This window comes from Stenotrophomonas sp. GSD10 (assembly GCF_056172695.1).
Map to the genome: position 1 here is coordinate 2,372,181 of NZ_JAOCMC010000002.1, position 25,631 is coordinate 2,397,811.

Annotated in this window: 20 protein-coding genes, 7 tRNA genes and 2 pseudogenes; 12 read left to right on the forward strand and 17 right to left on the reverse strand. The window is 67.4% G+C overall.

Features of this window, described 5'->3' with window-relative positions:
- Positions 1-20: 20 nt before the first annotated feature.
- The gene (locus tag N4G47_RS11165; RefSeq protein ID WP_475287151.1) at positions 21-824 is read right to left on the reverse strand and encodes a redoxin family protein; all 804 of its coding nucleotides are present in this window, start codon (positions 822-824) and stop codon (positions 21-23) included.
- A gap of 87 nt (positions 825-911) precedes the next feature.
- Positions 912-1,978: pseudogene (locus N4G47_RS11170) on the reverse strand (GlxA family transcriptional regulator).
- 181 nt (positions 1,979-2,159) lie between these two features.
- On the opposite strand from N4G47_RS11170, the gene N4G47_RS11175 reads away from it, so the two are divergent.
- The 7 genes from N4G47_RS11175 to N4G47_RS11205 all read left to right on the forward strand — a co-directional run bounded on the left by N4G47_RS11175 (position 2,160) and on the right by N4G47_RS11205 (position 3,493).
- Complete coding sequence (locus tag N4G47_RS11175; protein ID WP_475287153.1) at positions 2,160-2,558, forward strand: heavy metal-responsive transcriptional regulator; 399 nt, start codon at positions 2,160-2,162, stop codon at positions 2,556-2,558.
- Between the two features lie 103 nt (positions 2,559-2,661).
- Positions 2,662-2,737 (forward strand) — tRNA-Ala (locus N4G47_RS11180).
- Positions 2,738-2,790: 53 nt separating this feature from the next.
- Positions 2,791-2,866 (forward strand) — tRNA-Glu (locus tag N4G47_RS11185).
- 182 nt (positions 2,867-3,048) lie between these two features.
- Positions 3,049-3,124 (forward strand) — tRNA-Ala (locus N4G47_RS11190).
- A 49-nt stretch (positions 3,125-3,173) separates the two neighbouring features.
- Positions 3,174-3,249, forward strand: a tRNA-Glu gene (locus N4G47_RS11195).
- Positions 3,250-3,295: 46 nt separating this feature from the next.
- Positions 3,296-3,371, forward strand: a tRNA-Ala gene (locus tag N4G47_RS11200).
- A 46-nt stretch (positions 3,372-3,417) separates the two neighbouring features.
- Positions 3,418-3,493 (forward strand) — tRNA-Glu (locus tag N4G47_RS11205).
- 101 nt (positions 3,494-3,594) lie between these two features.
- Here N4G47_RS11205 and N4G47_RS11210 read toward each other — a convergent pair.
- On the reverse strand, positions 3,595-4,011 hold the full coding sequence (locus tag N4G47_RS11210) for a GNAT family N-acetyltransferase (RefSeq protein WP_475287155.1): 417 nt from the start codon (positions 4,009-4,011) through the stop codon (positions 3,595-3,597).
- A gap of 76 nt (positions 4,012-4,087) precedes the next feature.
- Here N4G47_RS11210 and N4G47_RS11215 point away from each other — a divergent pair, with 76 nt between their 5' ends.
- Positions 4,088-5,044: an SOS response-associated peptidase family protein gene (locus tag N4G47_RS11215; RefSeq protein WP_475287157.1), complete on the forward strand. Its 957-nt coding sequence runs from the start codon at positions 4,088-4,090 to the stop codon at positions 5,042-5,044.
- Between the two features lie 45 nt (positions 5,045-5,089).
- Here the strand turns inward: N4G47_RS11215 and N4G47_RS11220 are convergent, their stop codons facing one another.
- Both N4G47_RS11220 and N4G47_RS11225 read right to left on the reverse strand, forming a co-directional pair.
- Positions 5,090-5,287, reverse strand: coding sequence for a hypothetical protein (locus N4G47_RS11220; RefSeq protein WP_010484956.1), 198 nt, complete (start codon positions 5,285-5,287; stop codon positions 5,090-5,092).
- A gap of 71 nt (positions 5,288-5,358) precedes the next feature.
- Complete coding sequence (locus tag N4G47_RS11225) at positions 5,359-5,739, reverse strand: response regulator (RefSeq protein WP_107233169.1); 381 nt, start codon at positions 5,737-5,739, stop codon at positions 5,359-5,361.
- A 132-nt stretch (positions 5,740-5,871) separates the two neighbouring features.
- Between N4G47_RS11225 and N4G47_RS11230 the strand changes: the two genes are divergently transcribed.
- Positions 5,872-5,957 (forward strand) — tRNA-Leu (locus N4G47_RS11230).
- Between the two features lie 215 nt (positions 5,958-6,172).
- On the forward strand, positions 6,173-7,606 hold the full coding sequence (locus N4G47_RS11235) for a GGDEF domain-containing protein (RefSeq protein WP_475287160.1): 1,434 nt from the start codon (positions 6,173-6,175) through the stop codon (positions 7,604-7,606).
- Here the strand turns inward: N4G47_RS11235 and N4G47_RS11240 are convergent.
- Positions 7,603-9,429: a methyl-accepting chemotaxis protein gene (locus N4G47_RS11240; RefSeq protein ID WP_475287162.1), complete on the reverse strand. Its 1,827-nt coding sequence runs from the start codon at positions 9,427-9,429 to the stop codon at positions 7,603-7,605. The two genes, N4G47_RS11235 and N4G47_RS11240, sit on opposite strands and share 4 nt — an antisense overlap.
- Before the next feature lie 263 nt (positions 9,430-9,692).
- Entirely contained in the window at positions 9,693-10,229 is a 537-nt protein-coding gene (locus N4G47_RS11245; protein WP_475287164.1) for a GNAT family N-acetyltransferase, read from the reverse strand.
- Between the two features lie 154 nt (positions 10,230-10,383).
- On the opposite strand from N4G47_RS11245, the pseudogene N4G47_RS11250 reads away from it, so the two are divergent.
- Positions 10,384-11,483: pseudogene (locus tag N4G47_RS11250) on the forward strand (DUF5694 domain-containing protein).
- Between the two features lie 62 nt (positions 11,484-11,545).
- Positions 11,546-11,836, forward strand: coding sequence for a putative quinol monooxygenase (locus tag N4G47_RS11255; RefSeq protein WP_475287166.1), 291 nt, complete (start codon positions 11,546-11,548; stop codon positions 11,834-11,836).
- Here N4G47_RS11255 and N4G47_RS11260 read toward each other — a convergent pair.
- The 10 genes from N4G47_RS11260 to N4G47_RS11305 all read right to left on the reverse strand — a co-directional run bounded on the left by N4G47_RS11260 (position 11,778) and on the right by N4G47_RS11305 (position 25,478).
- Positions 11,778-12,080: a hypothetical protein gene (locus tag N4G47_RS11260; protein WP_475287168.1), complete on the reverse strand. Its 303-nt coding sequence runs from the start codon at positions 12,078-12,080 to the stop codon at positions 11,778-11,780. The two genes, N4G47_RS11255 and N4G47_RS11260, sit on opposite strands and share 59 nt — an antisense overlap.
- Positions 12,081-12,156: 76 nt before the next feature.
- Positions 12,157-12,570 (reverse strand): TolC family protein, encoded by a 414-nt coding sequence (locus N4G47_RS11265; protein WP_475287170.1) that lies wholly within the window; start codon positions 12,568-12,570, stop codon positions 12,157-12,159.
- Complete coding sequence (locus N4G47_RS11270; protein WP_475287173.1) at positions 12,567-13,547, reverse strand: efflux transporter outer membrane subunit; 981 nt, start codon at positions 13,545-13,547, stop codon at positions 12,567-12,569. The genes N4G47_RS11265 and N4G47_RS11270 overlap by 4 nt, the downstream gene beginning before the upstream one ends.
- Complete coding sequence (locus tag N4G47_RS11275; RefSeq protein ID WP_475287175.1) at positions 13,534-13,806, reverse strand: permuted SH3 domain-containing protein; 273 nt, start codon at positions 13,804-13,806, stop codon at positions 13,534-13,536. Before N4G47_RS11275 ends, N4G47_RS11270 begins: the two co-directional genes overlap by 14 nt.
- The gene (locus N4G47_RS11280; RefSeq protein ID WP_475287177.1) at positions 13,755-14,696 is read right to left on the reverse strand and encodes an efflux RND transporter periplasmic adaptor subunit; all 942 of its coding nucleotides are present in this window, start codon (positions 14,694-14,696) and stop codon (positions 13,755-13,757) included. The genes N4G47_RS11275 and N4G47_RS11280 overlap by 52 nt, the downstream gene beginning before the upstream one ends.
- Positions 14,689-17,907, reverse strand: a complete 3,219-nt coding sequence (locus N4G47_RS11285) for an efflux RND transporter permease subunit (RefSeq protein WP_475287179.1) — start codon at positions 17,905-17,907, stop codon at positions 14,689-14,691. Before N4G47_RS11285 ends, N4G47_RS11280 begins: the two co-directional genes overlap by 8 nt.
- A gap of 655 nt (positions 17,908-18,562) precedes the next feature.
- Positions 18,563-19,942 (reverse strand): sensor histidine kinase, encoded by a 1,380-nt coding sequence (locus N4G47_RS11290; RefSeq protein WP_475287181.1) that lies wholly within the window; start codon positions 19,940-19,942, stop codon positions 18,563-18,565.
- A complete protein-coding gene (locus N4G47_RS11295; protein ID WP_475287183.1) occupies positions 19,920-20,603 on the reverse strand; it encodes a response regulator transcription factor in 684 nt (227 codons plus the stop codon). The genes N4G47_RS11290 and N4G47_RS11295 overlap by 23 nt, the downstream gene beginning before the upstream one ends.
- 95 nt (positions 20,604-20,698) lie before the next feature.
- Positions 20,699-22,882: a PAS domain S-box protein gene (locus tag N4G47_RS11300; protein WP_475287185.1), complete on the reverse strand. Its 2,184-nt coding sequence runs from the start codon at positions 22,880-22,882 to the stop codon at positions 20,699-20,701.
- A 208-nt stretch (positions 22,883-23,090) separates the two neighbouring features.
- Complete coding sequence (locus tag N4G47_RS11305) at positions 23,091-25,478, reverse strand: Tex family protein (RefSeq protein WP_475287187.1); 2,388 nt, start codon at positions 25,476-25,478, stop codon at positions 23,091-23,093.
- Positions 25,479-25,631: the final 153 nt, after the last annotated feature.

Consider the following 25,631-nt stretch of genomic DNA (forward strand, 5'->3'; position numbering starts at 1 on the left):
AGTGAGATGCTCGCGGCAGGCTACCGCAGCCGACGCAGTTTGTGTTCAAGACCGGCCGCGGTCAGTTCGCCCAGGTGCAGCTCGCGCAGGCGCCCATCCTTGTCGAAGAACAGTGTGGAAGGATAAGCCTGCACGCCCAGCGCGGTGGATGCCGAAGCGGAGTCGTCCAGCAGCAGGTTGCCCAGCGCAAGCCGCTCTGCGGCGATGAATTCCCGGACCTCGTCCGCGGTTTCACCCTGGTTGAGAAACACGAACTGCACGCCTGTGTGAGCCTGCTGCGCTGCGGCCAGCACCGGCATCTCGCGCCGGCAGGGCCCGCACCAGCTGGCCCACAGATTGAGCACCACCGGTGCGCCCCGGAACTGCTGCAGATCGATCAACCGCCCCTGCAGGTCCACCACCTGCACCGCAGGGAGTGGCATCCGCTGTTGCTGCCAGACTGCCAACAGGTGGCTGCCACCTGCCCAGAACGTCACCCCCAGCAACGCGCCGGCCAGCACCGGAACACGCAGCACACGCCATTGACGCAGCCGCCAGAGGCCCCACAGAAGGCCCGCGGCCAGTACCACGACAAGATGATAGCCACCGTCGGCGATCTGCAGGATGCTCCACGGCGCCTGGCGATAGAGCCCGAAATTCAGTACGACGAAACTGATCCGCCCGCACAGCAGACCGATCAGCAGCATGTCCAGCACCATGCTTGCCGCCGAAGGCGGCGTCGTTTCGCCCTTGCGGCGCGGCCAGAGATGCGCCACCACCATGGCCAGCAATGCACCCAGCAGTATCACCACCACCGGCATCGGTACCGGTCCAATACTCGACATCTGCCACCCGTTCACTCGTGTGCTGACTGCATGGTCGAAGCGCCGCGCCCAGGATGCAAGTGCAGCGCCCGCTCCATGCCTTCCGCATCAGGCCGCACTGCGTCGCATCTGCGCGCCGGCCGCAGGTTGCAGTCCGCGCAGGCTGCCGGCCACCGAGGGCATCAGCGGACGCTCGCGCCGCTTGTGGTTGACCAGGCGGCGATAGTTGGCCGGTGTCATGCCTACGATGCGAAGGAACAGGCGTCGGAATGCACTCTGATCGGCATAGCCCACACCCCACGCCACCTCATCGATGCCAGCCCCCTGCTGCAGCAGCGTCTGCGCCTTGGCGATGCGCAGGCGTTGGCAGTACTCGATGGGGCGCAGACCGGTGGCCCTGAGGAAGCGCCGCTGCAACGTACGTGGCTCCAGCCCTGACACTTCGCAGATCGCACTCAACGTGGCGCCGCGCGCGGCGGTGGTATGCAGCCAGCGCTGCGCCTTCAGCACATCGCGGTCGCCATGGGCGAAATTGGCACTGAAGCGCTCCAGGTCCTGCTGGATCCCCGCCGGAACGGTAACCCCCAGCTGCTGGGCCACGGCATTGGCCACCCCTGGCCGTGCAGGCGATAGAGCAGGCGCAGGCCGAGGAACCGCCAGGCCTGGCTGCCCGCGACGGTCAGCAGATCGCCATCATCGACCAGTGCACGCTCGCTCGGCACCCAGCTGGCCGCCTGCCCCTGCAGACCGGCGTGACGGCCGCAATCCAGCGCACAGATGGTGCGCCCGGCCAGCAGCCCGGCGCGCGCCAGCACGCTGACGCCATCGCCTGCGGCGGCCAGCAGGCTGCCGCCGTCGTAATGCGCGCGCAGCCAATCCAGCAGGATCTCGTCGGCGCGCAGGCAGACACCCTGGCTGATCTGGCCCGGTACGGCGACCACGCCAGGAATGTCCGCATCGAGGATCTCCGCGCCGGCGATGCGATGCACCCCGGTCTGGCTGGCCGGCACGATCCAGCGCGTCACCACGACGCGCTTGAACGGTCGCCGCTGCTGGTGGGCAAGCCGGTTGGCCACATGGGCCATCTCAGTCAGCACCGAGGCCGCAGATGGGTCTCCTCCGGGATACTCCACCACCCCCACCTCGACGAATCCTTCGTTCCTGAATCCTTCCACAGCCCCTCCTCGGTTCGTTGCAGGCCATCGCGCGGCCAGTTCAGGCGCAGGGTAGGAACTGCTCCAGCAGCGGGGCTATGAAGAAAGTTGCAAAGTAGGCTGAATGCGGCGCACGGACGTCCCTTGACCCTGGAGCGGACTCAAGGCTTCAAAATGGCGCCAGCATCCGCAGGAATCCGCCATGAACATTGGTCAACTGGCACGCCAGGCCGGCGTACCGATCGATACGGTGCGCTATTACGAGCGCCAGCAGCTGCTGCCCCCGGCAGCACGCTCGGCCGGGGGCTATCGCATCTTCGGCGAGCCTGATCTGCGTCGCCTGCGCTTCATCCGCCGCGCCAAGGCGCTGGGATTCAGCCTGGAGGAGATCGGCGAACTGCTGGCCCTCAGCGATCAGCACCGGCATGACATGGGCAGCGTGCGCAACACGGCGCAGGCACGCCTGCACGACATCGCACAACGGATGGCGGAACTGCAACGCATGCATGCGGCCCTGTCGCAGCTGGTCGAGGCCTGCCCCGGTCATGGCACGCTGGATCAATGCCCGATCCTGGCTGCCTTGACCGATGGCAACGCATGAGCCCGGAGGCGTGACATCGCCGTCGCGATCGACGTGAAGAAAAGTGCAACAAATGCTTGCCAACCCCCTGGGGCAAGGCTATTATTTCGCTCCTCAGCGACGTGGGGCCATAGCTCAGCTGGGAGAGCGCCTGCATGGCATGCAGGAGGTCAGCGGTTCGATCCCGCTTGGCTCCACCAAACTTTCGGCATTAGGCCGTCGAAAGGTCGCAAAGAACATTGATGAGATCTGCGTCCCCATCGTCTAGAGGCCTAGGACATCACCCTTTCACGGTGGCGACCGGGGTTCGAATCCCCGTGGGGACGCCACTCATCACGAACAACGAGGACCCGGCCGATAACCGGGTCTTTTTGTTCACCGCCTACCGGCATTCAGGTTGTGGCGTTGCGGTTCCCCTGCCCTCGTGGCCGCGGTTGAACCGGAACGAAAAAAGTTCAAAAAAGCTTCCACAAACGTGAACACGCAGGTATGATAGGCGGCTCGGTAACACGGGGCCATAGCTCAGCTGGGAGAGCGCCTGCATGGCATGCAGGAGGTCAGCGGTTCGATCCCGCTTGGCTCCACCACTTTCGACATTAGGCCGTCGAAGGTTCTACAACTTGAAGTTTTTCGTGCGTCCCCATCGTCTAGAGGCCTAGGACATCACCCTTTCACGGTGGCGACCGGGGTTCGAATCCCCGTGGGGACGCCAGTTTCAAAACGGACTCTGCTCCCGGCAGATCATCCGCAGTTTCATTGGGGCCATAGCTCAGCTGGGAGAGCGCCTGCATGGCATGCAGGAGGTCAGCGGTTCGATCCCGCTTGGCTCCACCACTTCGACATTAGGCCGTCGAAGTTCTACAACTTGAAGTTTTCGTGCGTCCCCATCGTCTAGAGGCCTAGGACATCACCCTTTCACGGTGGCGACCGGGGTTCGAATCCCCGTGGGGACGCCAATTCTTGAAAACCCCGGTTTCGGCCGGGGTTTTTCTTTGCCTGCGATTTATGGGAAGGCGCCATCCACGCCATGCGTGGATGGCCTCACCGCCTCCACGCCTCAGAACCGGCGATACATCCCGATCGAGGCCGGCGCGGTCGGCGCGAAACCAAACTGCGCATACAACCGATGCGCTTCGCCATCGGCCAGCAGGCTGACGTACGCCGACGGCGGCAGGTTCGCCTGCATCCATGCATCGAGCCGTCGCATCACTTCCTTGCCCAGGCCCTGCCCCTGCAACCGCGGCAGCACCGCGATATCGCAGACCTGCAGATGGCAACCGCCATCGCCGACGATGCGCCCCATCGCCACCAGTTCACTCCCCTGATAGGCACACACACCGAACAGGGTATTGGGCAGCGCGCGCTCGGCCGCTTCCCGGCTCTTGGCGCTGAGGCCGGCAAGCACGCGCAGCTGGCAGTAGTCTTCGACCGTGGGCACGGCCTCGCGGAACTGGCAGGCGACAGAATCGTTCATGCACTCTCTCCAAAGGGTCAGGCTATCCTGCCGCATCCGCGTCGCAGCCGCTGCGACCCACGTCGGCAGAGTCCCCATGTGCTATTCCGCCCTGATCCGCGCCGACTACGCCAAGCTGGTGCGTGAATTCGGCGCCATCCTCTCGCTGGAGGAATTTGCCGAGCTGTACGCACACGATCCCGGCAAGAAGCGCCCGAAGACCCCCAAAGCCATGGACGATGGCTTTGCCGGCGCACGCACCGAGCAGGGCCGCGACATCGTCGCCAGGATCCAGCAATGGCACGCGCAGGAGCGGCAGCAACTGGAGACCGAGCTGGCCCGCCAGCGCGAGCGTCGCGACATCGCCCATGCCACCCTTGCCACGCGCCCCACCCAGAAGGCGCGCAACGACCTGCGCGTGGCCGGCAATCGCATCGAGCGCGCGCAGGCAAGGCTCGAAGACCTGCACCGTGTGCAGCTGCTGCCGCGCGACAACCGCATCTTTCCCGGCACCTACGCGCCGGTGATGGTCTGCGAGCACGGCCAGAGGGTGATCAAGCCGATGCGCTATCAATGTCGGTTGCCGGACAAGCCCGCGCGCAACGACGTGCTCTATCCCGGCACCTACAACGCCCGCCGCGACAGCCTGGAAGGCTACTGGCGCGGCGCCTTCGGCCTGCGCCACGGTGTCGTGGTGGTCAGCGCGTTCTATGAGCACGTGCCCCGCCACGCGATGGCCGGGCGCACACTGGGCACGGACGAGAAAGAGCAGGATGTGGTGCTGGAGTTCCGTCCCGATCCACCGCGCGACCTGCTGCTGGCCTGCCTGTGGGCGGAATGGGAAGGCCCGGAGGGACGCCTGCTCTCATTTGCCACGATCACCGATGCGCCGCCCAGCGATGTCGCCGCGGCCGGCCATGATCGCGGCGTCGTGCCGATCCGCAGGGAACACCTGGATGCCTGGCTCAATCCCGACCCGGATGACCTGGCGCGCCAATACCGCATCCTCGACGACCGCGAGGAGATCCACTACGTCTACGAGGAAGCGGGCTGAGCGCCGCGCACAGATGAAAAACCCCGCCTGGGCGGGGTTCCTGGATCAGGGGTTGCCGCCGCACATCGCCTCTTCGCAGAACGCCTGTTCCTGCAGGCACTGCTCGACCTCACCGCCCCGCGCGATGCAGCTCTTGTAGAGCTGGAAACAGGGCTGGCCACACCACGCGGCTGACGCCGTACCACCAAAGACCGCCATCGAAAGGACACCGGCGGCAACCATGCGCTTGATCCACTTCTTCATGCCACGCTCCTTGTAGGCCTGAGCATTCAGGCCCCGCCAGCATACCTGCCTGGCGAAACGGACGTGTCCGCTCAGGCCTTGACGCTGGAACGACCGACCGCGCGCACCAGTGCCTGGAACAGGTCGGCCGACAGATAGGGCTTGACCAGCAGCACGCCGCTGCGCATCGATTCGGGAATCTGCTCGGCCAGCATGCCGGTGGCCAGCACGAAGGGAATGCCGCATGCCGACAACGCAGCCGCCACCGGTTCGCTGGTTTCGTTGCGGGCCAGACGGTAATCGAGCAGGGCCACGTCCGGGCGCGATTCCGACAACAGCTGCAGGGCTTCGGACACGCTTGCCGCCAGCCCGACCACGGTCGCGCCAGCATGCACCAGCTGCATCTGCAGCAGGGCCGCACTCATCTCGTCATTCTCGACCACCAGCACCCTCAGGTCCTGCAACACTGTCATCGGCTACCGCTCCTGGAGGTATTCAAGCCGCCGCAGTATAGCCAGCATAGGGCCTATGCCGACAGGAAGCGCCCTGATCGGCCTTCCCTCTATGAAAGCCCTGTCGACCTCGGTTACACTCGCACGCTGCCTGCCGGTGTGGCGGAATGGTATACGCAGCTGACTCAAAATCAGCCGGGGGTAACCCCATGAAGGTTCGAGTCCTTTCACCGGCACCACTGCATCAAAGGCCAGGTCCCCGACCTGGCCTTTTGCATGTGCAGGGCCCGGCGCCGACCCTGGGCGCGATGCGGATGAACCGAGCGCGTCATCCCGCTGGATTACCCGCCTTCTGCTGACAACGTTGCCAGTGAACGAAGTTCACACTTTTCTTGCCAGCCTCACCCGCATCTGCCTATCGTGACCGCAGCCGGAGCTGGGGGCGGGGGAATGCATGACGTTGCGTGCCGCATTGTTGTTCCTGGTTACGCACGCGCTTGTCATCGGCCTGATCGGCCCCGAAGACCCGGTCGGCTCCTATCTGATGCTGATGGCCGCTCCGCTGCTGGCGGCGCTGGCCTGCGCCCGGCGCGCGCGACGCAGCCAGGCCGCCTGCAAGTGGCGATTGCTCGGCGCGGCCGTCGGCCTGTTCTCACTGGCCCTGCTGGCCCTGCTCTACCGCAATGTGGCCGGCCTGGCCCCTGCACAGATGACCGCCTCAACACTGATCCTGTACGTGTTCTACCGGATCCCCCTGACCTACGTAGCTGCAAGCCCGGGCGGCGGCAACCGCTTCATCCGTGCAGTGGACCTTGCGATCATTGCCCTGCTTTGGTTGCTGTACTACCTGCATACGCGGGCCATGGCACCTCTCAACACCGCGCTGTGGACGCAGTGCCTGAACAACATGAGCAGCGTGCAGAACAGCCTGGTGTTCTGCTTCGCGCTCATCCGCTTCCTGGCTGAGGACAATCCCGACCGCCGCGACTTCTTCCGGACACTTTCGATCTACGCGCTGGGCTACTTCCTGCTGGCGTTGTACATCAACACGGTGCAACCCCAGGCACCCGACGGAGGGTGGGCCGACCTGCTGATCAGCGCACTGTTCGTGCTGCTGGCGGTGATGGCCGGCAGCACGCGACGCTGGCCGGCGGTGGCTGTGCCGCGCGATCTGCGCCGCGTCGTCGATGCCGGGGTCCCGCTGATGCTGCCGCTGCTGCTGATGATGGTGGCCCTGCTGGTCGCCCGCCTGCAGCCGGTCCTGGCGACGGTGGGCTTCATCGGTGCCATGCTCGGTTACGCCCTGCGCAGCGTGCTGACCCAGATCGAGATCCAGCGCCAGCGCGATGAGCTGGAGCTGCTGGCCCGGCGCGATCCCCTGACCGGGCTGGGCAACCGCCGCAGCTTCGATGAGTCACTGGCCGGCGCTCATCGCCGTGCGCGCCGCCAGGGCCTGGGGCTGGCAGTACTGATGATCGACATCGATCACTTCAAACGGCTCAACGACACCTACGGGCATCCGGAAGGCGACCGCCGGCTGCAGGCCGTTGCGGCGATCCTCGAGGGCTGCCTGCAGCGTGGCGACGATCTGCTGGCCCGCTACGGCGGCGAGGAATTCATCGCTGCCCTGCCCTCGCCCGACACCGCCCACGCAGAGCAGACAGGTGAGCGGCTGCGTGCCGCCGTGGCAGCCGCCGCGCTGCCGGCCGCCGAGGACAGCGTGACGATCAGCATCGGCGTGGCCTGGCAGCCCGCTGGCGCGGAGGCGCCGCCGGGTGACCTGGTCGACCGCGCCGACCAGGCCCTTTACCGCGCCAAGCACGCCGGCCGCAACTGCGTGCGTACCGCCACGGCGGCCGCTGACGAACGCTCCGACCGTGGTGCCTAGACCGCGCGCAGGACGGCGCCGCCCTGCGGATGGGCGCTGCTGCCCTGCACGCGGAAGCCGGCGACGGTCTGCAGCAGCTGCGCCGACTGCTCCTCCATGCTGCGTGCCGCCGCCGAGGCCTCTTCCACCAGCGCGGCATTCTGCTGGGTACCCTGATCGATCAGATCGACCGCATGATTCATCTGCTGGATGTCGTCGCTCTGCTGCTGCGAGGCGGTACTGATCTCGCTCATCAGGTCACTGACCCGGCGCACGTTGGTCACGATTTCGTCCATGGTGCGCCCAGCGCTTTCGACCTGGGCGGTGCCGGCCCCCACGTTGGCGACCGACGCATCGATCAGCTGCTTGATCTCCTTGGCCGCGCTGGCCGAACGCTGCGACAGCTCGCGGATCTCGGTGGCGACCACGGCAAAGCCACGGCCGTGCTCGCCCGCGCGTGCCGCCTCCACCGCTGCATTCAGCGCCAGGATGTTGGTCTGGAAGGCGATGCCGTCGATCACCCCGATGATGTCAACGATGCGCCGCGAGGACGCATTGATCACCGCCATCGTCTCCACCACCTCATGCACCACGCTGCCACCGCGCGCAGCGACCTCGGCGGCGCCACCGGCCAGCTGGCTGGCCTGGCGTGCGTTGGTGGCGGTGCGCTGCACGGTGTCGGCCAGGCCCTTCATCGACACGGCGGTCTCCTCCAGCGAGGCCGCCTGCTGCTCGGTGCGCTGCGACAGGTCACTGTTGCCCTGGGCGATTTCGGTCGCGCCCACCGCGATGGTGTCGGCGGCGAACTTGATCTGGCTGATGATCGCGGCCATCGCCTCCACCAGCGAATTCACGCCCTCGCACAGTTCGCCGATCGGCCCCTGGGTGCCGGCCGTGGCCACGCGCCGGGTCAGATCGCCCTGCTTGGCTGCGGCCACCACTTCGCGAGTCTGCGCCACGGCACGCTGCATGGCCTGGTTTTCATGCACCTGCGCGGTGATGTCGGTGGCGTACTTGACGACCTTGAACGGCTTGCCGTTGAGATCGAGGATCGGGTTGTACGAGGCCTGGATCCAGACTTCGCGCCCGCCCTTGCCCAGCCGCCGGTACTGGCCGGCATCGTATTCGCCGCGCCCGAGCTTTTCCCAGAACTGGCGGTACTCGGCGCTGCTGCGAAGTTTGGGTTCAACGAACAGCGAATGATGCTGGCCACGCACCTCATCCAGACTGTAACCGGTGGTGGCCAGGAAGTTGTCGTTGGCTGACAGGATGCGCCCGTCCAGGCTGAACTCGATCACCGCCTGCGACTTGCCGATCGCGGCCAGCTGCCCTGCCGAATCGGCCGCCTGCAGCTTCTGCGCGGTGATATCGGTAGCGAACTTGACCACCTTGTACGGGCGCCCCTGGCGATCCAGCACCGGGTTGTACGAGGCCTGGATCCAGATTTCGCGTTGGCCTTTGCCGAAGCGGCGGTACTGCCCGGCATCGAACTCGCCACGCCCCAGCCGCGCCCAGAAGTCGCGGTACTCGGCGCTGCGCGCCTGTTCCGGATCGACGAACAGGGAATGATGCTTGCCCTGGATCTCCTCCAGCCGATAGCCCACCGCCTGCAGGAAATTGTCATTGGCCTGCAGGATGGTGCCGTCGAGCGCAAACTCGATGACCGCCTGCACCCGATGCAGCGCCGCGACCTGGGCTTCCAGTTCGGAGCGATCGTTCGCTGCCGGACCGGTGCTGGCGCGATGCTGCGGGGCCAAGGTGCCCAGCAGCGCGCGCCACGGCGACCAACGGGTATGCAGCTCGGCCGGCGCCTGCGCGCCCGCCGTGAAGCCTGGAATGAGCATTGTCTGATCCTCGGTGTCCGACAAAGGGTTGCGACCCGACGGGCGGGATGCCCGGCGGCAACTTCAGTTGCTAAGGACTACAGGTGCCGGATGGCACCCTCGAGCGGCTGGCAAGAACATCTGGTGCGGGTGCGATCGGCATCTGGGAGCGGCGGAACACACAGCGCGGGCCGCCCATCGGGGGCAGCCTGGGGTCCTGCAGCGGGCGACTGGAGCGGGATCCAGAGAGGATATCGGCGTTGTTGCGGGTGGCTTTAGCCGAATTAAGCGACGCCGGTCGCATCTTCCGGTGCTGCTGCGGGGATGTGGTAGACAACCGCGACGTACTTCACAGCTTGCTCACGTGCGACCGGGGCGCCGCCGAGGGATTCGGCCAGGCGCCGGCTGCGCGTGTTCTGCTCGGCCACCGGGTAGCGGAACGCAGCGCAGTGCAGGCGCCGGGATGCGTACGCCCACACCGCCGCCACGGCTTCACGGCCGTAGCCCTGCCCATGCATCGCTTCGGCGATCCAGATGCCCAGTTCCGGTTCCGCATCAGCGGTACGATGCAGACCCGCCAGGCCGAGAAACGCCTCATCCTCGTGCCGGCGGATCACGAAGGTGATGTCGCTCGCGTCGGCGATGGTGGGCAACCACGCCTGCCAGACGGCAGCAAAGGCCTGCTCCGACACCGGCGGTTCGAACGCCATGTAGCGGGTCAGCCCCGGCGTGATCGCGGCAAACACCTGGTCCGCATCGGCCGGGGTGAACGGCCGAAGGCGCAGCCGCTGGCTGTTGATGATCCAGTCGTCAGTGGGCATGTCCAGCTTCGTCACGGTCGATGCCCACAGCCTCGCCTGCAACGCCGATGCAGTTCAAGCACAAAAGGTTTGCATGACCAACGGGAGATTCCCCGGCACACGAAAGTGGCCAGCATGCAGCGGACTGCAGGACGTCCACTGACACGGAGATCGCATGTTCCCACGCCTGGCCAGCTTCCTGATCCTGGGCCTGTGCAGCACCGGCACGTTCGCTGCCGATGCCACCTATCGGCCAGACTTCCACCCCGACCAGCTGAAGGGGCCGCCCGCAGGCCGCCCCAACCAGGTGCTGGTGCTGGGCAGCCCGCATCTGTCCGGCCTGCCGAAAACCTTCACACCGGACATCCTGCAGCCGCTGCTGGAGCCTCTGCTCCAGCGCCTGCAGGCCTGGCAGCCCAATGCCATCGCCGTGGAGAACCTGTCCGGCCTGCAATGCGATTTCATGCGGCGCAACCCGACCCGTTACGCCGAAAGCGTCGAGACCTACTGCATCGACCCGGCGCCGGCGGGGGCCGCTACCGGGCTGGATGTGCCCACAGCCAATGCCGAAATGGAGCGCCTGCTCGCGCAATGGCCGAATACGCCGACGCCGGCACAGCGCCGCCGGCTGGCCGCCGTGTGCCTGGCCGCAGGCGAGCACGGGTCGGCGTTGGTGCAATGGCTGCGCCTGCCCCCGCAGGAGCGCCGCGCGGCCGACAGCCTGACCCCGGAACTGGTGCAGTTCCTCGACAAGCGCATGACCCGCCGCGACGAGGCCGGCATGATCGCCGCCGTACTGGCCGCGCGCCTGGGCCTGGAGCGTCTGTGGCAGGTGGATGACCACACCGCCGATACGCCCACGGCCAAGGACAAGGAGAAGGCCTATGGTGCGGCCCTGCAGGCGGCCTGGGACAATCCGGCAACCACGGCACGCTTCGCCGCCGATGAGGTGCTGTACGCCAACCTGGCCAAGCCCGGGGAATGCTCGCGCTCTATCGCGACTACAACGCCGCGGGAACGGCCATGACCGTCTACCGCAGCGACTTCGGCGCCGCCCTGGTCGAGCCGTCCACCGAAGGCTTCGGCCGCAGCTATGTCGGCTATTGGGAAACCCGCAACCTGCGCATGGTGGCCAACATGCGCGACGTGCTCGGCCAGCACCCCGGCAGCCGCATGCTGACCATCGTCGGCGCCTCGCACAAGGGCTACTACGAGGCCTACCTCAACCAGATGCACGATGTGCAGCTGGTCAGTGCGGACGCAGTATTGCAGTGAGAGGGATAGGTGCCGGCCGCGCGCCGGCACTATCCTGCAGGGCCCGAGCTGCAGGTGCCGACATGCTGAAAGTGATCGCCGAGGATTTCATCCATCCCGATGCCGTGGACACCGTGCTTCCCCTGTACCGCGAGCTGGTTGCATGCACGCAGCGCGAGCCGCTCTGCCTCGGCTATGAACTGTTCGTCGACCAGAAGGATCCGGGGCACTTCGTCTTCATCGAACGATGGCCGGACCGCGCCGCGCTCGACCTCCACTGCGCCAGCGAACATTTCCAGCGCCTGGTGCCCCGGATCAACGCCTTCCAGCGTGCGCCGTGCCGGTTCGTGCTGATGGATGCCGCGCCGCTGTAGTGCCCGCATCGATGCCGCTGCGATCACGGTGGCCACCTCGCCACAGCAGCACGCTGGCCACCACCGTGCACGCCAGGGTGAGGACCAGCGAGGCCACCACGCCCTTGTGCAGCAGCGGCAGCATCGCCTGGGCGAGGCGATCGTCGCGCAGCTGTTCCAGGCGCAGGCCACTGGCCAGTGCCAGGCACCAGCCGACCATGGCCGGTGCGTAGGCGGCGACGGCATTCCGATTCCAGCTGATCATCCTGTGCTCTCTTGTCCGGGAGGATGCGGCGATTGTTCCGCCCCTCCCTCTCACAGGTTGAGACCGCCTCCGGCGGCTATCGCGACCAGCCGCCGCCCAGCGCCGCCATCAACGCGGCGCTGGCCTGCAACTGCCGGCTCTGGATGTCCTGCAGGCCGAGCTGGGCCTGGCGCGCATCGGTTTGCGCACTGACCACGTCCAGGTAGCTGACCACACCTCCGGCGTAGCGGTCACGCGCGATCTGCTCGGCACGCCGCGCCGCACTCACCGCCTCCTGCTCGTGGCCGCGCTGGGCATCGAGCTGGCGCAACAGGGTCAACTGGTCTTCCACCTGGCGGATCGCGGCCAGCACGGTCGCGCGATACTGCGCCGAGGCCGCATCGAACTCCGCATCGGCCTCGGCCTTGGCCGCCTTGCGCCGGCCGCCATCCAACACCGGCAACGCCGCCAGTGGGCCCAACGCCCAGTAGCGGTTGCCTGCCTCGATCAACGCGCTGCCACCGGAGGTCTGTCCCCCAGCAAGCCGCTCAGGCTGAGCTGCGGGAACCACGCCGCACGGGCCACACCGATGCCGGCGTTGGCGGCAAACACCCGGCGTTCGGCGGCAGCGATATCCGGCCGGCGTTGCAGCAGGTGGCTGGGCAGATCGGCCGGCACCGCAGGCAGCGCCGGCAGCGCGGCATCGGCCAGCGCGAATCCGCTCGCAGGTGCGCCGACCAGCTCGGCGATGGCATGCCGCACCAGTTCGTTGCGTGCATCAAGCGCGTCCAGGTCAGCCTGTGCGCTGGCCAGCTGATGCCGTGCCCGGGACACGTCCAGTTCCGAGGCGATCTCACCGCGGAAGCGGTCCTCGGTCAGTGCCAGCGCCTGCCGGTAGTCCTCGATGCTGCCATGCAGGATCCCCTGCTGCGCCTGGGTACCTCTCAGCTGCAGGTACAACCCGGTCAACTGCTGCGAAAGGCTCAGGCGCGCGGCGGCGAGGTCATCGCCACTGGCCTCGGCGCGCGCTTTGCCCGCGGCGGCGGCGTTGCGCAGGCGCCCCCACAGATCGAGATCGAACGACAACGAGAATGTGGCCGTGTTGCTGTCATAGAGGGCCGGCTGGGTGGCACTGCGCAGCGGCTTGTCATCGGATTGGCGCTGACGCACCGGCCCGGTGCTGAAGCCGACCTGCGGCGCACCTGCCGACGCCACTTCCCCGGCGGCGGCACGCGCCGCGTCGTAGTGCGCAACGGCCAACGCCAGCGTTGGATTGGCCTGCAGCAACTGCTGCTGCAACCGGTCCAGCAGCGGGTCCTGGAACGCCTGCCACCAAGTCTGTGGCAGTGGCGCGGCAGCCGCCGGGGCTTGCACCTGCTCGTAGGTCGCCGGCATCGCCACCGAGGGCGGCTGATAGGTCGGCGCCAGCGAACAACCTGCAAGCGCGGCTACCGCCACCAGCGCCGCTGCGCGCTCAACCGCGGGCATGCGCAGGCTCCGCGTTACCGGCGACCACGCGCACATGATCACCCTCGCGCAAGGCATCCGGCGGGTTGGGAATCACCCGGTCCCCCGCCTTCAGGCCACGGTCCACGCGCAGCGTGCTGCCCAGGTCACTGGCGATGTGGATGTCGCGCAGGTGCACGATGTCCTTGCCATCAACCACCGCCACCTGGGTGCCCTTGGCCCGGAAGATCAGCACCTCGGCCGGCACGCTGACGCCGGCACCACCGCCCTGCAGTGGCAACGATACTTCCGCGTAGCTGCCGGGCAGCAGTGCGCCATCAGCGTTGTCGACCACGAACTGCGCCAGCAGCGTGCCCGAGCTGCGGTCGATCGCGCTGGAATCACCCTGCAGGGTAGCCGTGAAATGCCCCCGTCCTGGCCCGGCACCTGCAGCGTGGCCTGCAGTCCTGGCCGGATGCTGGCCGCGCTGTTCTGCGGCACCGGCACCATCAGGCGCAGGCGGCGGGTATCGGCGATGGTGAACAACTCGCGGCCACTGTCATCGGCGCGGATCAACTGGCCGACGTCGGTCTGCCGCGAGGTGACCGTGCCGTCGAACGGCGCGCGCAACGTGCGGTAATGGCCCAGCTCCTGCAGCCGCGCGTAGTCGGCCTGTGCCGCTTCCACGCTGGCCTGCGCCGCCACCGCGTTGGCCTGCTTCTCGTCCGCTTCCTGGCGCGATACCGAATGGCTGCCCAGCATGCCCTGCCAGCGCTCGGCGCTGACCTTGGCCAGCGCCGCGTCGGCCTGCACCTGCAGCAGGTGGGCGTGGGCCTGGGCGATCTGCTGATCCAGCTCCGGATTATCGATCACCGCCAGCACCTGCCCAGCCTTCACCGGCTGGCCGATGTCGGCACTCCAGGATTTCAGGTAGCCGCCCACCCGGGCATGGATCGGCGCTTCGGTCCAGGCGCTCAGGTGCGCCGGCAGGGTCAAGGTACCGGCAGCGCCCTGCTCTCCCGCAGTGACCACCTGCACCGAAGGAACCGCCTGGCGCTCGGTCCACTCGACCACCGCGTGTGCCTGCTGTGCGCGCAGGGCCAGACCGGCGGCCACCAGCACCAGCGCCACCGCAGCGGCCAGGAGCAAAGGACGGCGCAGCGAACGCTGCGGCAGCGAAGACTCAGACATGCAGGGGTTCTCCGGCAGGAGCAGTACGGGTTTTACGGGAATGGGCCAGCGCGAACACCACGGGCACGAAGATCAGCGTGGCGCAGGTTGCCAGCAGCAGGCCACCGATCACCGCGCGGCCCAGCGGCGCGTTCTGCTCGGTGGACAGTGCGGTCGGCAACATGCCCAGGATCATCGCCAGCGCCGTCATGCAGACGGGGCGGAAGCGGGTGAAACCTGCCTCCAGTGCGGCCTTGGCGGCATCACCGTGTTCGGCCAGACGCTCACGGCAGAAGCTGACCACCAGGATCGAATTGGCCGTGGCCACGCCCATGCAGAGGATGGCGCCGGTCAGCGCCGGCACCGACAGCGTGGTGTGGGTCAGGAACAGCATCCAGACCACCCCGGCCAGCCCGGCCGGCAGCGCAGTGATGATCACGAACGGGTCGGTCCACGACTGGAAGTTGATGACGATCAGCAGGTAGATCAGCACGATCGCGGCCAGCAGGCCGTAGCCGAGGCCGGTGAAGGCCACATGCAGCGCGTCGATCTGCCCGTGCAGGCCAACCTCGGTGCCGCGCGGACGCTGGCCGGCCATGCCGTCGATGACCTTCTGCACGTCGGCCGCCACCGCGCCCAGGTCGCGGCCCTGCACGCTGGCAAACAGGTCCAGCGTGGGCTGCACGTTGTAGTGGGTCACCACCGCCGAGCTGGAACCGCGCTGGATGTCGGCCAGTCCGCCCAGCACCTGCGGCACGCCACCGCTGCCGGTCACCGGCAACGCCTGCAGCGCGGCCAGGCTGTCCATGCGGTACTGCGGCGTCGCCGCGACCACGCCGTAGGAGATGCCGTTCTTCGGGCTCAGCCAGAACGTGGGGGCCACCTGGCCACTACCGGCCAGCGAGGCCACCATGCTGTTGGTGACGTCGCGTTCGGTGATGCCCAGGCCATTGGCGCGCAGGCGATCAACGTCCACCTTCAAGGTGGGATAGCCGTCGGGCTGCTGCAGGCGCAGGTCGACCAGTCCCGGCACGTGGCGCAGGCGGCGCTGCAGTTCCTGCGCATAGGCACGGTTGCCGGCTGCGTCCGGCCCGGCGATGCGGATATCCAGCGGCGCCGGTGAACCGAAGTTGAGGATCTGGCTGCTGGTGTCGGCCGGCAGGAAGGCGAAGCTGGCACCCGGGAACGCGGCCGGCAGCACTTCGCGAAGATGCTTCTCGTACGCTGCCGCATCACCATGTCCCGGCTTCAACGAGACCTGGATGTCACCATCCTGTGGACCGATGGTGCCACTGGCGCTGTAGGCCATGTTGATGCCGGTCATCGGCAGGCCAAGGTTGTCGACGATGGCATCGATCTCGTGCGGCGGGATCTCCTGGCGGATGCGCGCTTCGATGCGATCGAAGGCCGCAGCGGTTTCCTCGATGCGCGTGCCCAGCGGCAGGCGCACGTGCAGCGACAGTGCGCTGGCTTCGGTGGCCGGGAAGAAGTCCTGGCCCAGTGTCGGCAGAAGCGCGAAGGACAGCAGCACGCAGGCCATGAAGCCGACCAGGAAGCGCCCGCGGTGGGCCAACGCCAGGCCCAGCAGCGCGTGGTAACGGTCGCGGGTGGCGGAGAAACCAGCCTCGAAGCGCTGCTGCCAGCGCAGCAGCGTGGCGGTGAGGCGCGCGCGGCGGGGCTGCGGATGGTCACCTTCGTGATGGTTGAGGAAGGCATCTTCGGGATGATGACCGGCGCCTGCCTCCACCCGATGCGGTTTCAACAGGTACAGCGCCATGGTCGGCACCAGCGTGCGCGACAGCACGAACGAACTGGCCATGGCGAAGATCACCGCCAGTGCCATCGGCCGGAACAGGTAGCCGGCAATGCCATCGAGCAGGAACATCGGCACGAACACGATGCAGATGCACAGCAGCGACACGAATGCCGGGCCGACGATCTGCGCGGCGCCATCGAGGATTGCTTCGCGCACGCCCTTGCCCTGCTCCAGGTGCCAGTTGACGTTCTCGATGGTGACCGTGGCATCGTCGACCAGGATGCCCACCGCCAGCGCCAGGCCGCCCAGCGTCATCACGTTGAGCGTCTGCCCGGCGGCCGACAGCAGCGCGATGGCCGACAGCACCGCCAGCGGAATCGACGCGGCGATGATCACTGTCGAGCGCCAGCTGCCGAGGAACACCAGGATCATCACGCTGGTCAGCAGCGCGGCGATGATGCCTTCGCGGGCGACGCTGCTGATCGATTCGCGCACGAAGGTGGAGGCATCCCCCAGCAATGAGATCTTCAGCGACGGCGGCAGCGTTTCGGCGATCTGCGGCAGCATGCCGCGGATGCGACTGACCAGGGTGAGGGTGGAGGCATCGCCATTCTTCAGCGCGGCCATCAGCACCGAGTGCCCGCCGTTGACGCGCACGATGTTGGTCTGCGGCGGCGCGCCATCACGGACATGGGCAACCTGTCCAATGGTGACCACCGCACCGTTGACGGTGCGGATCGGCAGATCGTTCAGCGCCTCGATCTGGCTGGGGCTGTTGTTGAGCAGTACGGTGAACTCGCTGCTGCCCAGCTTGGCAGTGCCGACCGGGGTGATCTGGTTCTGCGCGGCCAGCGCATTGCCCACGTCCTGTGCCGACAATCCCTTGGCCGCCATCGCCTGCGGGTCCAGATCGAGGGTGATCTGGCGCTGCTTGCCGCCGTACGGTGCGGGAATGGCCAGCCCGGGAATCGAGGTGAGCGGCGGCCGCACGGTGTTCTGCGCCAGATCACGGATCTGCGATTCGCCCAGGGTCGGGCTGGAGAACGCCATCTGCAGCACCGGCACGGTGGAGGCGCTGTAGTTGAGGATCAGCGGCGGCGTCATGCCGGCCGGCATCTGCTTGACGATGGTCTGCGAGATGGCGGTGATCTGCGCATTGGCGGTGCGGATGTCCACGCCCGGCTGGAAGAACACCTTGACCACGCCCATGCCGGCCAGTGACTGCGACTCGATGTGCTCGATGTCATTGACGGTGGTGCTCAGCGCGCGCTCGTAAGGGGAGACCACGCGACCGGCCATCGCATCCGGCGACAGGCCGGTGTACTGCCAGACCACCGCGATGACCGGGATGCCGATGTCGGGGAACACATCGGTGGGGGTGCGCAGTGCGCTGAGCGGACCGACGATGCAGATGAAAATGGCCATCACCACGAAGGTGTAAGGCTTGTTGAGCGCGGTCCTGACCAACCCGAGCATGCGGCTCTCCAGCGGTGCCACTGCCCACCGCGGGCAGCGCAGGTCGGCAAGTATCGGCGTTGCCAGCTAAAACAAGGCTGTGCCGCAGATGAAACATATTTCATGAAGGAGGTGGGTTCGGCAGGGCGGCGCCCTGCACCCGCCGGATCAACGTCAACATCAAAAGCCAGAGCGGATTGCTGGGGTTGGCGGGGCACTGTGGGTTTGCGGGGGCGCCGTAAACCCGTCCATGGGGGCTTGGTCGCCGCATCCATGCGGCTCACAGCCCGCAAACCCACAGTGCCCCGCCTTGGACAGTTTCACGCGGCTGTTGGAAACTGCGACTGTTGGTCCGCGCGGCTGTTGGTAGGTGTCGACCGTTGGTCGACACAACTGTCAGACATCAAATTTCATCTGGAACCCGACCCAGTGCCGACCAACGGTCGGCACCCACCAGGAGCAGCTTGCACCAACAGCCGCGGGAAATTGTCGAAGGCGGGGTGGGTCCGGTTGCGGGGGACGCTGCAAGTACGTCCATGTAAGCTCGGTCGCCGCATCCATGCGGCTCACGCCCCCGCAACCGGACCCACCCCGCCTACCCACAGCAACCCCGGCGTTTGACGTTGACGTTGATTGCAGCAGGTGCAGGGCTGCAAGCCCTGCAAAAGACCACTCCCTACAGCACCTGCGGACGGCACAGCAGGCTGAACCGCGCGCCGCCCAGCGTCGACTCTCCCGCCTGCAGGCGGAATCCATGCAACCCGGCAATCGCCGCCACGATCGACAGCCCCAGCCCGAAGCCACCGCCCTTGCTGGCCTCCGCGCGATGGAAACGCTGGAACACCAGGCTGCGCTCGGCCTCGGCAATGCCCGGCCCGGAATCCTCCACCACGATGCAGGTAGCGCCCTGCTCCACCCGCGCCGAAAGCTGCACACGGCCGCCTTCCGGTGCGAACCGGATCGCGTTGTCGAGCAGATTGCCGATCGCTTCGAACAACAGGCCGCGGTCACCGATCACGCCCGGCAGATCGGTGGCCAGCTCAAGCAGCAACAGCTGCCCCTTCTCTTCCGCCAGCGGCGCATAGAAGGCGTGGATCTCCTGCAGCAGCGCGTCCGGCGCCAGCGTGCTGAAACCGGAACGGCGCTGATGGTCTTCCAGTTCGGAAATCCTCAGCAGCGCGCGGAAGCGCGCCATCAGGGTGTCGGTCTCCTCCAGCACCTGCTCCAGCGCCAGTGACTGCGGATCACCATCGGCCACCTGCTGGCGCATGCGGTACAGCTGCGCACGAACGCGCGTCAGCGGCGTGCGCAGGTCATGGGCGATGTTGTCACACACACCCTTGACCTCGGTCATCAGCTGTTCGATGCGGTCGAGCATCGCATTGACGATGGCCGCCAGCATGTCCAGCTCATCGCGACGGTCGGACAACGGCAGACGCCGGCCCAAGTCGCCGGCCACGATGCGGGCGGTGGCCTGCTCGATGGCCTGGATGCGCCGCAGCGGCCGCTGCCGCAGCAGGTGCCAGCCCAGCAGGCCGGGCAGCAGGGTCAGCGAAACTCCCCACAACAGTGCATCGAGGATCAGATGGTTGACCTGGTTCAACGGCCCGCTGTAGCGCACCAGCACCAGGATGCGGCCGTCGCGGGTCGGCATGGCCACGCCGAAGCCGCGCTTGCCACGGGCGTAGGCATCGTTGATCGGCAGCCCCGACACCGGGTGCGCGCTGCCATCCGGCGGCAGCTGTGCGGGCAGCGACTTCAGCATGCCGGCAAGCGGCTTGCCCTCGGGCGTGAACAGCCCGTAGGCATCAATGCCATGCAGGTCGTAGCGTCGGTTCTCGCGCAGCGCTGCGGTCAACCCGTCACCGGTGAAATGCTCGAACAGGTGCGCGCGCTGCAGCACGGCAGACTGTGCCAGCTCGTCCAGGTACAGCGACACCCGCCAGTACAGCACGCCCAGCAATGCGCAGGACCAGGCCACGAACAGCAGGCTGTACAGGCCCAGCAGGCGACTGCTGGACGAACGCCAGCCGTCAGACAGTTTCGCTGAGGACATAGCCGCTACCGCGCACGGTACGGATCAGCGATGGTGCATCGGGGTGGTCCAGCTTGCGCCGCAGGCGGCCGATATGGACATCGATCAGGTTGGTACCCGGGTCGAAGTGATAGCCCCACACTTCCTCGAACAGCATCATCCGGGTCAGCACCTGGCCGGCATTGCGCATCAGGTACTCCAGCAGCTTGAACTCGGTCGGCAGCAGGCTCAGGCTGCGCCCGCCGCGATGGGCGGTGCGCGCCAGCAGGTCCAGCTGCAGGTCGCCCACCCGCAGCACGGTCTCGTTGCCGGCCAAGCGTTGGCGCCGGCGCAGCAGCACTTCTACCCGCGCGGCCATCTCATCCGAAGCGAACGGCTTGGTCAGGTAGTCGTCGCCGCCGGCGCGCAGGCCGCGCACGCGCTCGTCGACGTCGGACAACGCACTGAGCATCAACACCGGCGTATCGATGCCGATCCGGCGCAGCGTGGTGACGATGGCCAGGCCATCCAGGCCGGGCAGCATGCGGTCCAGCGTGATCGCGTCGTAGTCACCGCTGGCCGCCCGCACCAGGCCTTCGCGGCCGTCGGCCACCCAGTCCACCTGCAGGCCATGGCTGGCCAGTTCGGCCAGGATTTCCTGGGCGGTGATGGCATCATCCTCGATGGTCAATACGCGCGACATGGGCACCGCTGAAGTCCAGGCTCGCCCATGCTCGCCAAATCGGCCGACGCGGGCAAATGAAACATCCTTCATCCGCACCGGCGGTGCAGGCCGGTTCAGCCGGCCTCACCGTCCTCGCCCGGCAGGTCGGACAGTTCGCCCTGCACCTGCACGTTGTTGCGGCCCATCGCCTTGGCCCGGTAGCACTGGGCATCGGCGGCGGCCACCGCCTGGTCCACGCTCATGCCGCCGGCCAACGGCGCAATGCCGATGCTGGCACCGACCCGCAGCCGGTGCTGGTCCCAGGGAATGGACAGCGACGCCAGCGTATGCAGCAGTTCGCCACCGATGCGGGCAGCGCGGCGCGGCGTGCAGCCGGACAGGATCACAGCGAACTCATCGCCGCCCAGGCGTGCCACCACGTCCGAATCACGCACGCCGTGCCGCAGCACGCTGGCCACCGCCCACAACACGGCATCGCCGGCCAGGTGCCCCCAGGTGTCGTTCACCGGCTTGAAGCGGTCCAGGTCGATATACATCAGCGACGCGGCCTGCCCGGTCCGTTCAACGCGGGTGATCGCCTGCTGCAGATGCACCTCGAAACCACGGCGGTTGCTCAGTTCGGTCAGCGGGTCGATCTCGGCCAGGTGGCGGGCCTCGCGCTGGCGTGCGCGCTGCTGGGTGTCATCGCGCAGCACCCACACCGCGCCGCGTACATGGCCTTCGTCGTCGCGCAGCCAGGCACGGGTCAGATCCGCCGGCACCGTGGCGCTGCCCAGCCGCAGCAGCAGATCGGCATGCAGGTCCACGGCGTTGCTTTCCGGGTCCAGCAGCACCGATACGTCCAGCACCGAGCCGGGCGCATATTCGGTGGTCAGCGACAGCACGTCCTGCACCTTGTGCCCGGCCAGCGACAAGGCGCCATCGCCGGCCAGGGTGCGCACCGCCGCCGCATTGGCGTAGTCGATGCGACCGTCAAGGTTGACGCTGAGCACCAGGTCGGCCACCGCATCCAGGGTGATGCGGCTGCGCTGCTCGCTCTCGAACAGGCGCTGCTCGCTGCTGCGCTGGGCGGTGATGTCCTGGATCTGCGAGACGAAATGCAGCGGTTCGCCATGCTCGTTGCGCACCAGCGAGACCGACAGGCGCGCCCAGATGGTGCGGCCATCGCGGTCCAGATAGCGCTTTTCCAGATGGTAGTGGCTGCGCCGGCCCGCCAGCAGGTCCTGTACCAGGGCCAGATCGGCCTGCAGGTCATCGGCATGGGTCAGGCGCTGGAAATCGACCTGCAGCAGTTCCTCGCGCGGATAGCCGAGGATCCGGCACAGCGCGTCGTTGACGTCCAGCCAGCGCCCTTCCAGCGACACCAGCGCCATGCCCAGTGCGGCGGAGGTGAACGCGCCGGCGAACTTCTCCGCCGACAGGCGCGCTTCGGCGCGTGCCTGCAGGATCTCGGTGATGTCGATGGCCATGCCGACGTAGCCGATGCGCAGGCCGTCAGCGCCATCCATCCGGCTGATCGACAGCCGCACCTGGCGCGACTGGCCATCCTTGCGCAGCAGGGTCCATTGCCGTGAATACGTCTGGCCGTCGGCGCGCGCGCTGAGCGCCTCGAACACGCCTGGAAGCGTGCCGTCGGCCGCGGCCTGCGGTTGCAGCCAGGTTCTAAGCTCCTGGGGGTCGTGGAAGGCGTCGAGCCTGCGCTGGCCGACCACCTCAGCGGCGCTGTAGCCCAGCAGCCGCTCTGCGCCGGTATTGAACAGGGTGATGGTGCCATCGGTATCGGTGGCGATCACCGCCACCTCGTCGGAGGCATCGACCACGGCCTGCAGGCGCTGGCGGGTCTCGGCCGCGTCATGCCGGGCCTGCTGCAGTTCGGTCACATCGGCATGCGCGCCGGCCATCCACAGCGGCCGCCCCTGCCCGTCCCATTCGAACACCCTGCCCCGGTCCTGGATCCAGATCCATTGGCCATTGCGGTGGCGCATCCGCAGCAGGCAGGCGTAGTTGTCGCTGCGCCCTTCGAAGTGGTCTTCCAGCGCCGCATCGGACAGCGCGATGTCATCGGGATGGACCAGCTTCAGGAAGGTCTTCTGGCAGACCGGCTCCAGCTCGTCCAGTCGATAACCGACGATTTCGGCCCAGCGCGCGTTGACCCGCATCTGCCCGGTCTGCACGTTCCATTCCCAGGTACCGGCCGCAGTGCCGTCGATGATCATCGCCAGCCGGCGGCGCTCCTCGGCCAGCTCGTGCAGGCGCCGCTCCAGCATCCCGTTGCCGTTGTTGCCCTGGCCCGCCATCAACGGGGCGCCTCGCAGGCGCAGGCAGGCGCGGGCCGCAGCGAAAGGCTGCAGCCGCCAATGAAGACGACGGGTCGTGCTGGCGTCATGGCCCTCCCCAGCGACAGCGGGGTGGCCAAACGCCGCCCCTGTTGCGCAAGTGTGCGCAATCACGGGGAAAATCGACAAGTCCCCCGCCACACATCAAGCGTGACGGGGGCCACGAACCTCAGCTGCGCTTGGCGCGCGCGAACGCCTCGGCCAGGGCGTTGTTGGCCGGCGGTGCCGCCTGCCCGCCCCGGTTGCCGGTGCCCTGGCCCCGGCCGGGCCCACGGCCCTGTCCCGCCGCATCGCGGCGTGACGGCTGGCCCGTACCGCGTTCCTCGCGGCTGCCGGGACGGCTGGTGGCCTGGCCGGGGGTGTCGTCCAGGCGCCGGGTCAGGGCGATGCGCTTGCGCGCCACGTCCACCTCCAGCACCTTCACCTTGACGATATCGCCGGCCTTGACCACCTCGCGCGGGTCCTTCACGTAGGTGTCGGACAGGGCAGAAATGTGGATCAGGCCGTCCTGGTGCACGCCGATGTCGACGAAGGCACCGAACGCGGCCACGTTGCTGACCACCCCTTCCAGCACCATGCCCTCACGCAGGTCCTTGATGTCCTCCACGCCCTCGGCGAAGCGTGCCGCCTTGAATTCCGGACGCGGGTCGCGGCCGGGCTTCTCCAGCTCCTTCAGGATGTCGCGCACGGTCGGCACGCCAAAGGATTCATCGGTGAACTGCTCGGCCTTCAGCCCGCGCAGGAAGCTGCCGTCGCCGATCAGCGCCTTGATCGGGCGTGCGGTGCTGGCCACGATGCGCTCGACCACCGGGTAGGCTTCGGGGTGCACCGCCGAGGCATCCAGCGGCTGCTCACCGTCGGCGATGCGCAGGAAGCCGGCGCACTGCTCGAAGGTCTTTTCGCCCAGGCGCGCGACCTTGAGCAGGTCCTTGCGGCGTTTGAACGGGCCATTGTCATCGCGGTGGCGCACGATGTTCTCGGCCACCGTGGCCGACAGGCCGGACACGCGCGACAGCAGTGCGGCCGAGGCCGTGTTTACGTACACGCCCACCGCGTTCACGCAGTCCTCCACGCGGGCGTCCAGGGCCCGCGCCAGGCGGTACTGGTCCACATCGTGCTGGTACTGGCCGACGCCAATCGCCTTGGGCTCGATCTTGACCAGTTCGGCCAGGGGATCCTGCAACCGGCGTGCGATCGACACTGCGCCGCGCAGCGACACGTCCAGGCCCGGAAATTCCTTGGCCGCGAACTCGGAGGCCGAGTACACCGAGGCACCGGCCTCGCTGACCACCACCTTCTGCAGCTTCGGGTTGCCCGCTGCCTTGATCGCTTCACCGGCCAGCTTGTCGGTCTCACGGCTGGCGGTGCCGTTGCCGATCGCGATCAGCTCCACGTTGTACTTCGCGCACAACTGCTTGAGGGTCTGCAGTGACTGGTCCCATTGGCGGCGGGGCTCGTGCGGGTAGATGGTGTCGGTAGCCACCAGCTTGCCGGTGGCATCGACCACCGCGATCTTGCAGCCGGTGCGGATGCCCGGGTCCAGGCCGAGCACGGTCTTGGCGCCGGCCGGCGCAGCCAGCAGCAGGTCCTTGAGGTTGTCGCCGAACACCGCGATGGCCTCGGCTTCGGCCTTCTCGCGGGCCTGGTTGAACAGGTCCAGCAGCAGGTGCGTGTGCAGCTTGGCGCGCCAGGTCAGGCGGCAGGCATCGAGCAGCCAGCGGTCGGCGGCACGGCCCTGGTCGGCGATGCCGGCCTTGCGCGCCACGCGCCCCTCGGCGTACTGATGGCCGGCCTCGGCATCGCTGCCCGGGTCCAGCTCCAGGAACAGGATTTCTTCGCGACGCGCGCGGAACAACGCCAGCAGCCGGTGCGAGGGAATCTTCGCCAGCGCTTCGGCGTGCTCGAAATAGTCTCGGTACTTGGCGCCTTCGGTTTCCTTGCCCTCGGCCACGCGCGCACGGATCACGCCGGTCTCGCCCAGCCAGGTGCGCAGTTCACCGACCAGCGCGGCGTCTTCGCCCCAGCGCTCCATCAGGATCGCGCGCGCGCCTTCCAGCGCCGCCTTGGTGTCGGCCACGCCCTTGTCGCTGTTGATGAAGGTTGCGGCAACGGTCTGCGGGTCCTGCGTCGGGTCGGCGAGCAGGCCGTCGGCCAGCGGCTCCAGCCCCGCCTCGCGGGCAATCTGAGCGCGGGTGCGACGCTTGGGCTTGTACGGCAGGTACAGATCTTCCAGCCGGCTCTTGGTATCGGCGGCCAGGAGGTCGTTGCGCAGTTCGTCGCTCAGCTTGCCCTGCTCGCCGATGCTGGCCAGCACCGCCGCGCGGCGGTCTTCCAGCTCGCGCAGGTAGGTCAGGCGCACTTCCAGGTTGCGCAGCTGGGTGTCGTCGAGCCCACCGGTGACCTCCTTGCGGTAGCGCGCGATGAACGGAACGCTGGCGCCTTCGTCGAGCAGGCCGACGGCGGCGCGCACCTGGGCGGACTGGGCACCGATCTCGGCGGCGATGGTCTGGGCGATCTGCTGGGCGAGCGCGCTCTGGGCGTTCTTGGCGTCGTGCATTGCTTCAGGTCTGTGCCGCGTTACGGGAAGACCCCATTCTGGCAATCCGCGGCGCAGCCGGACAAGGCATTGACAGAGGGCGAGGTTCAGCGGCGGGGCCGGATTGGACGCCGGCATCCTGGCGATGGGGGCTCGGACCGGCCCGGGCTGGGA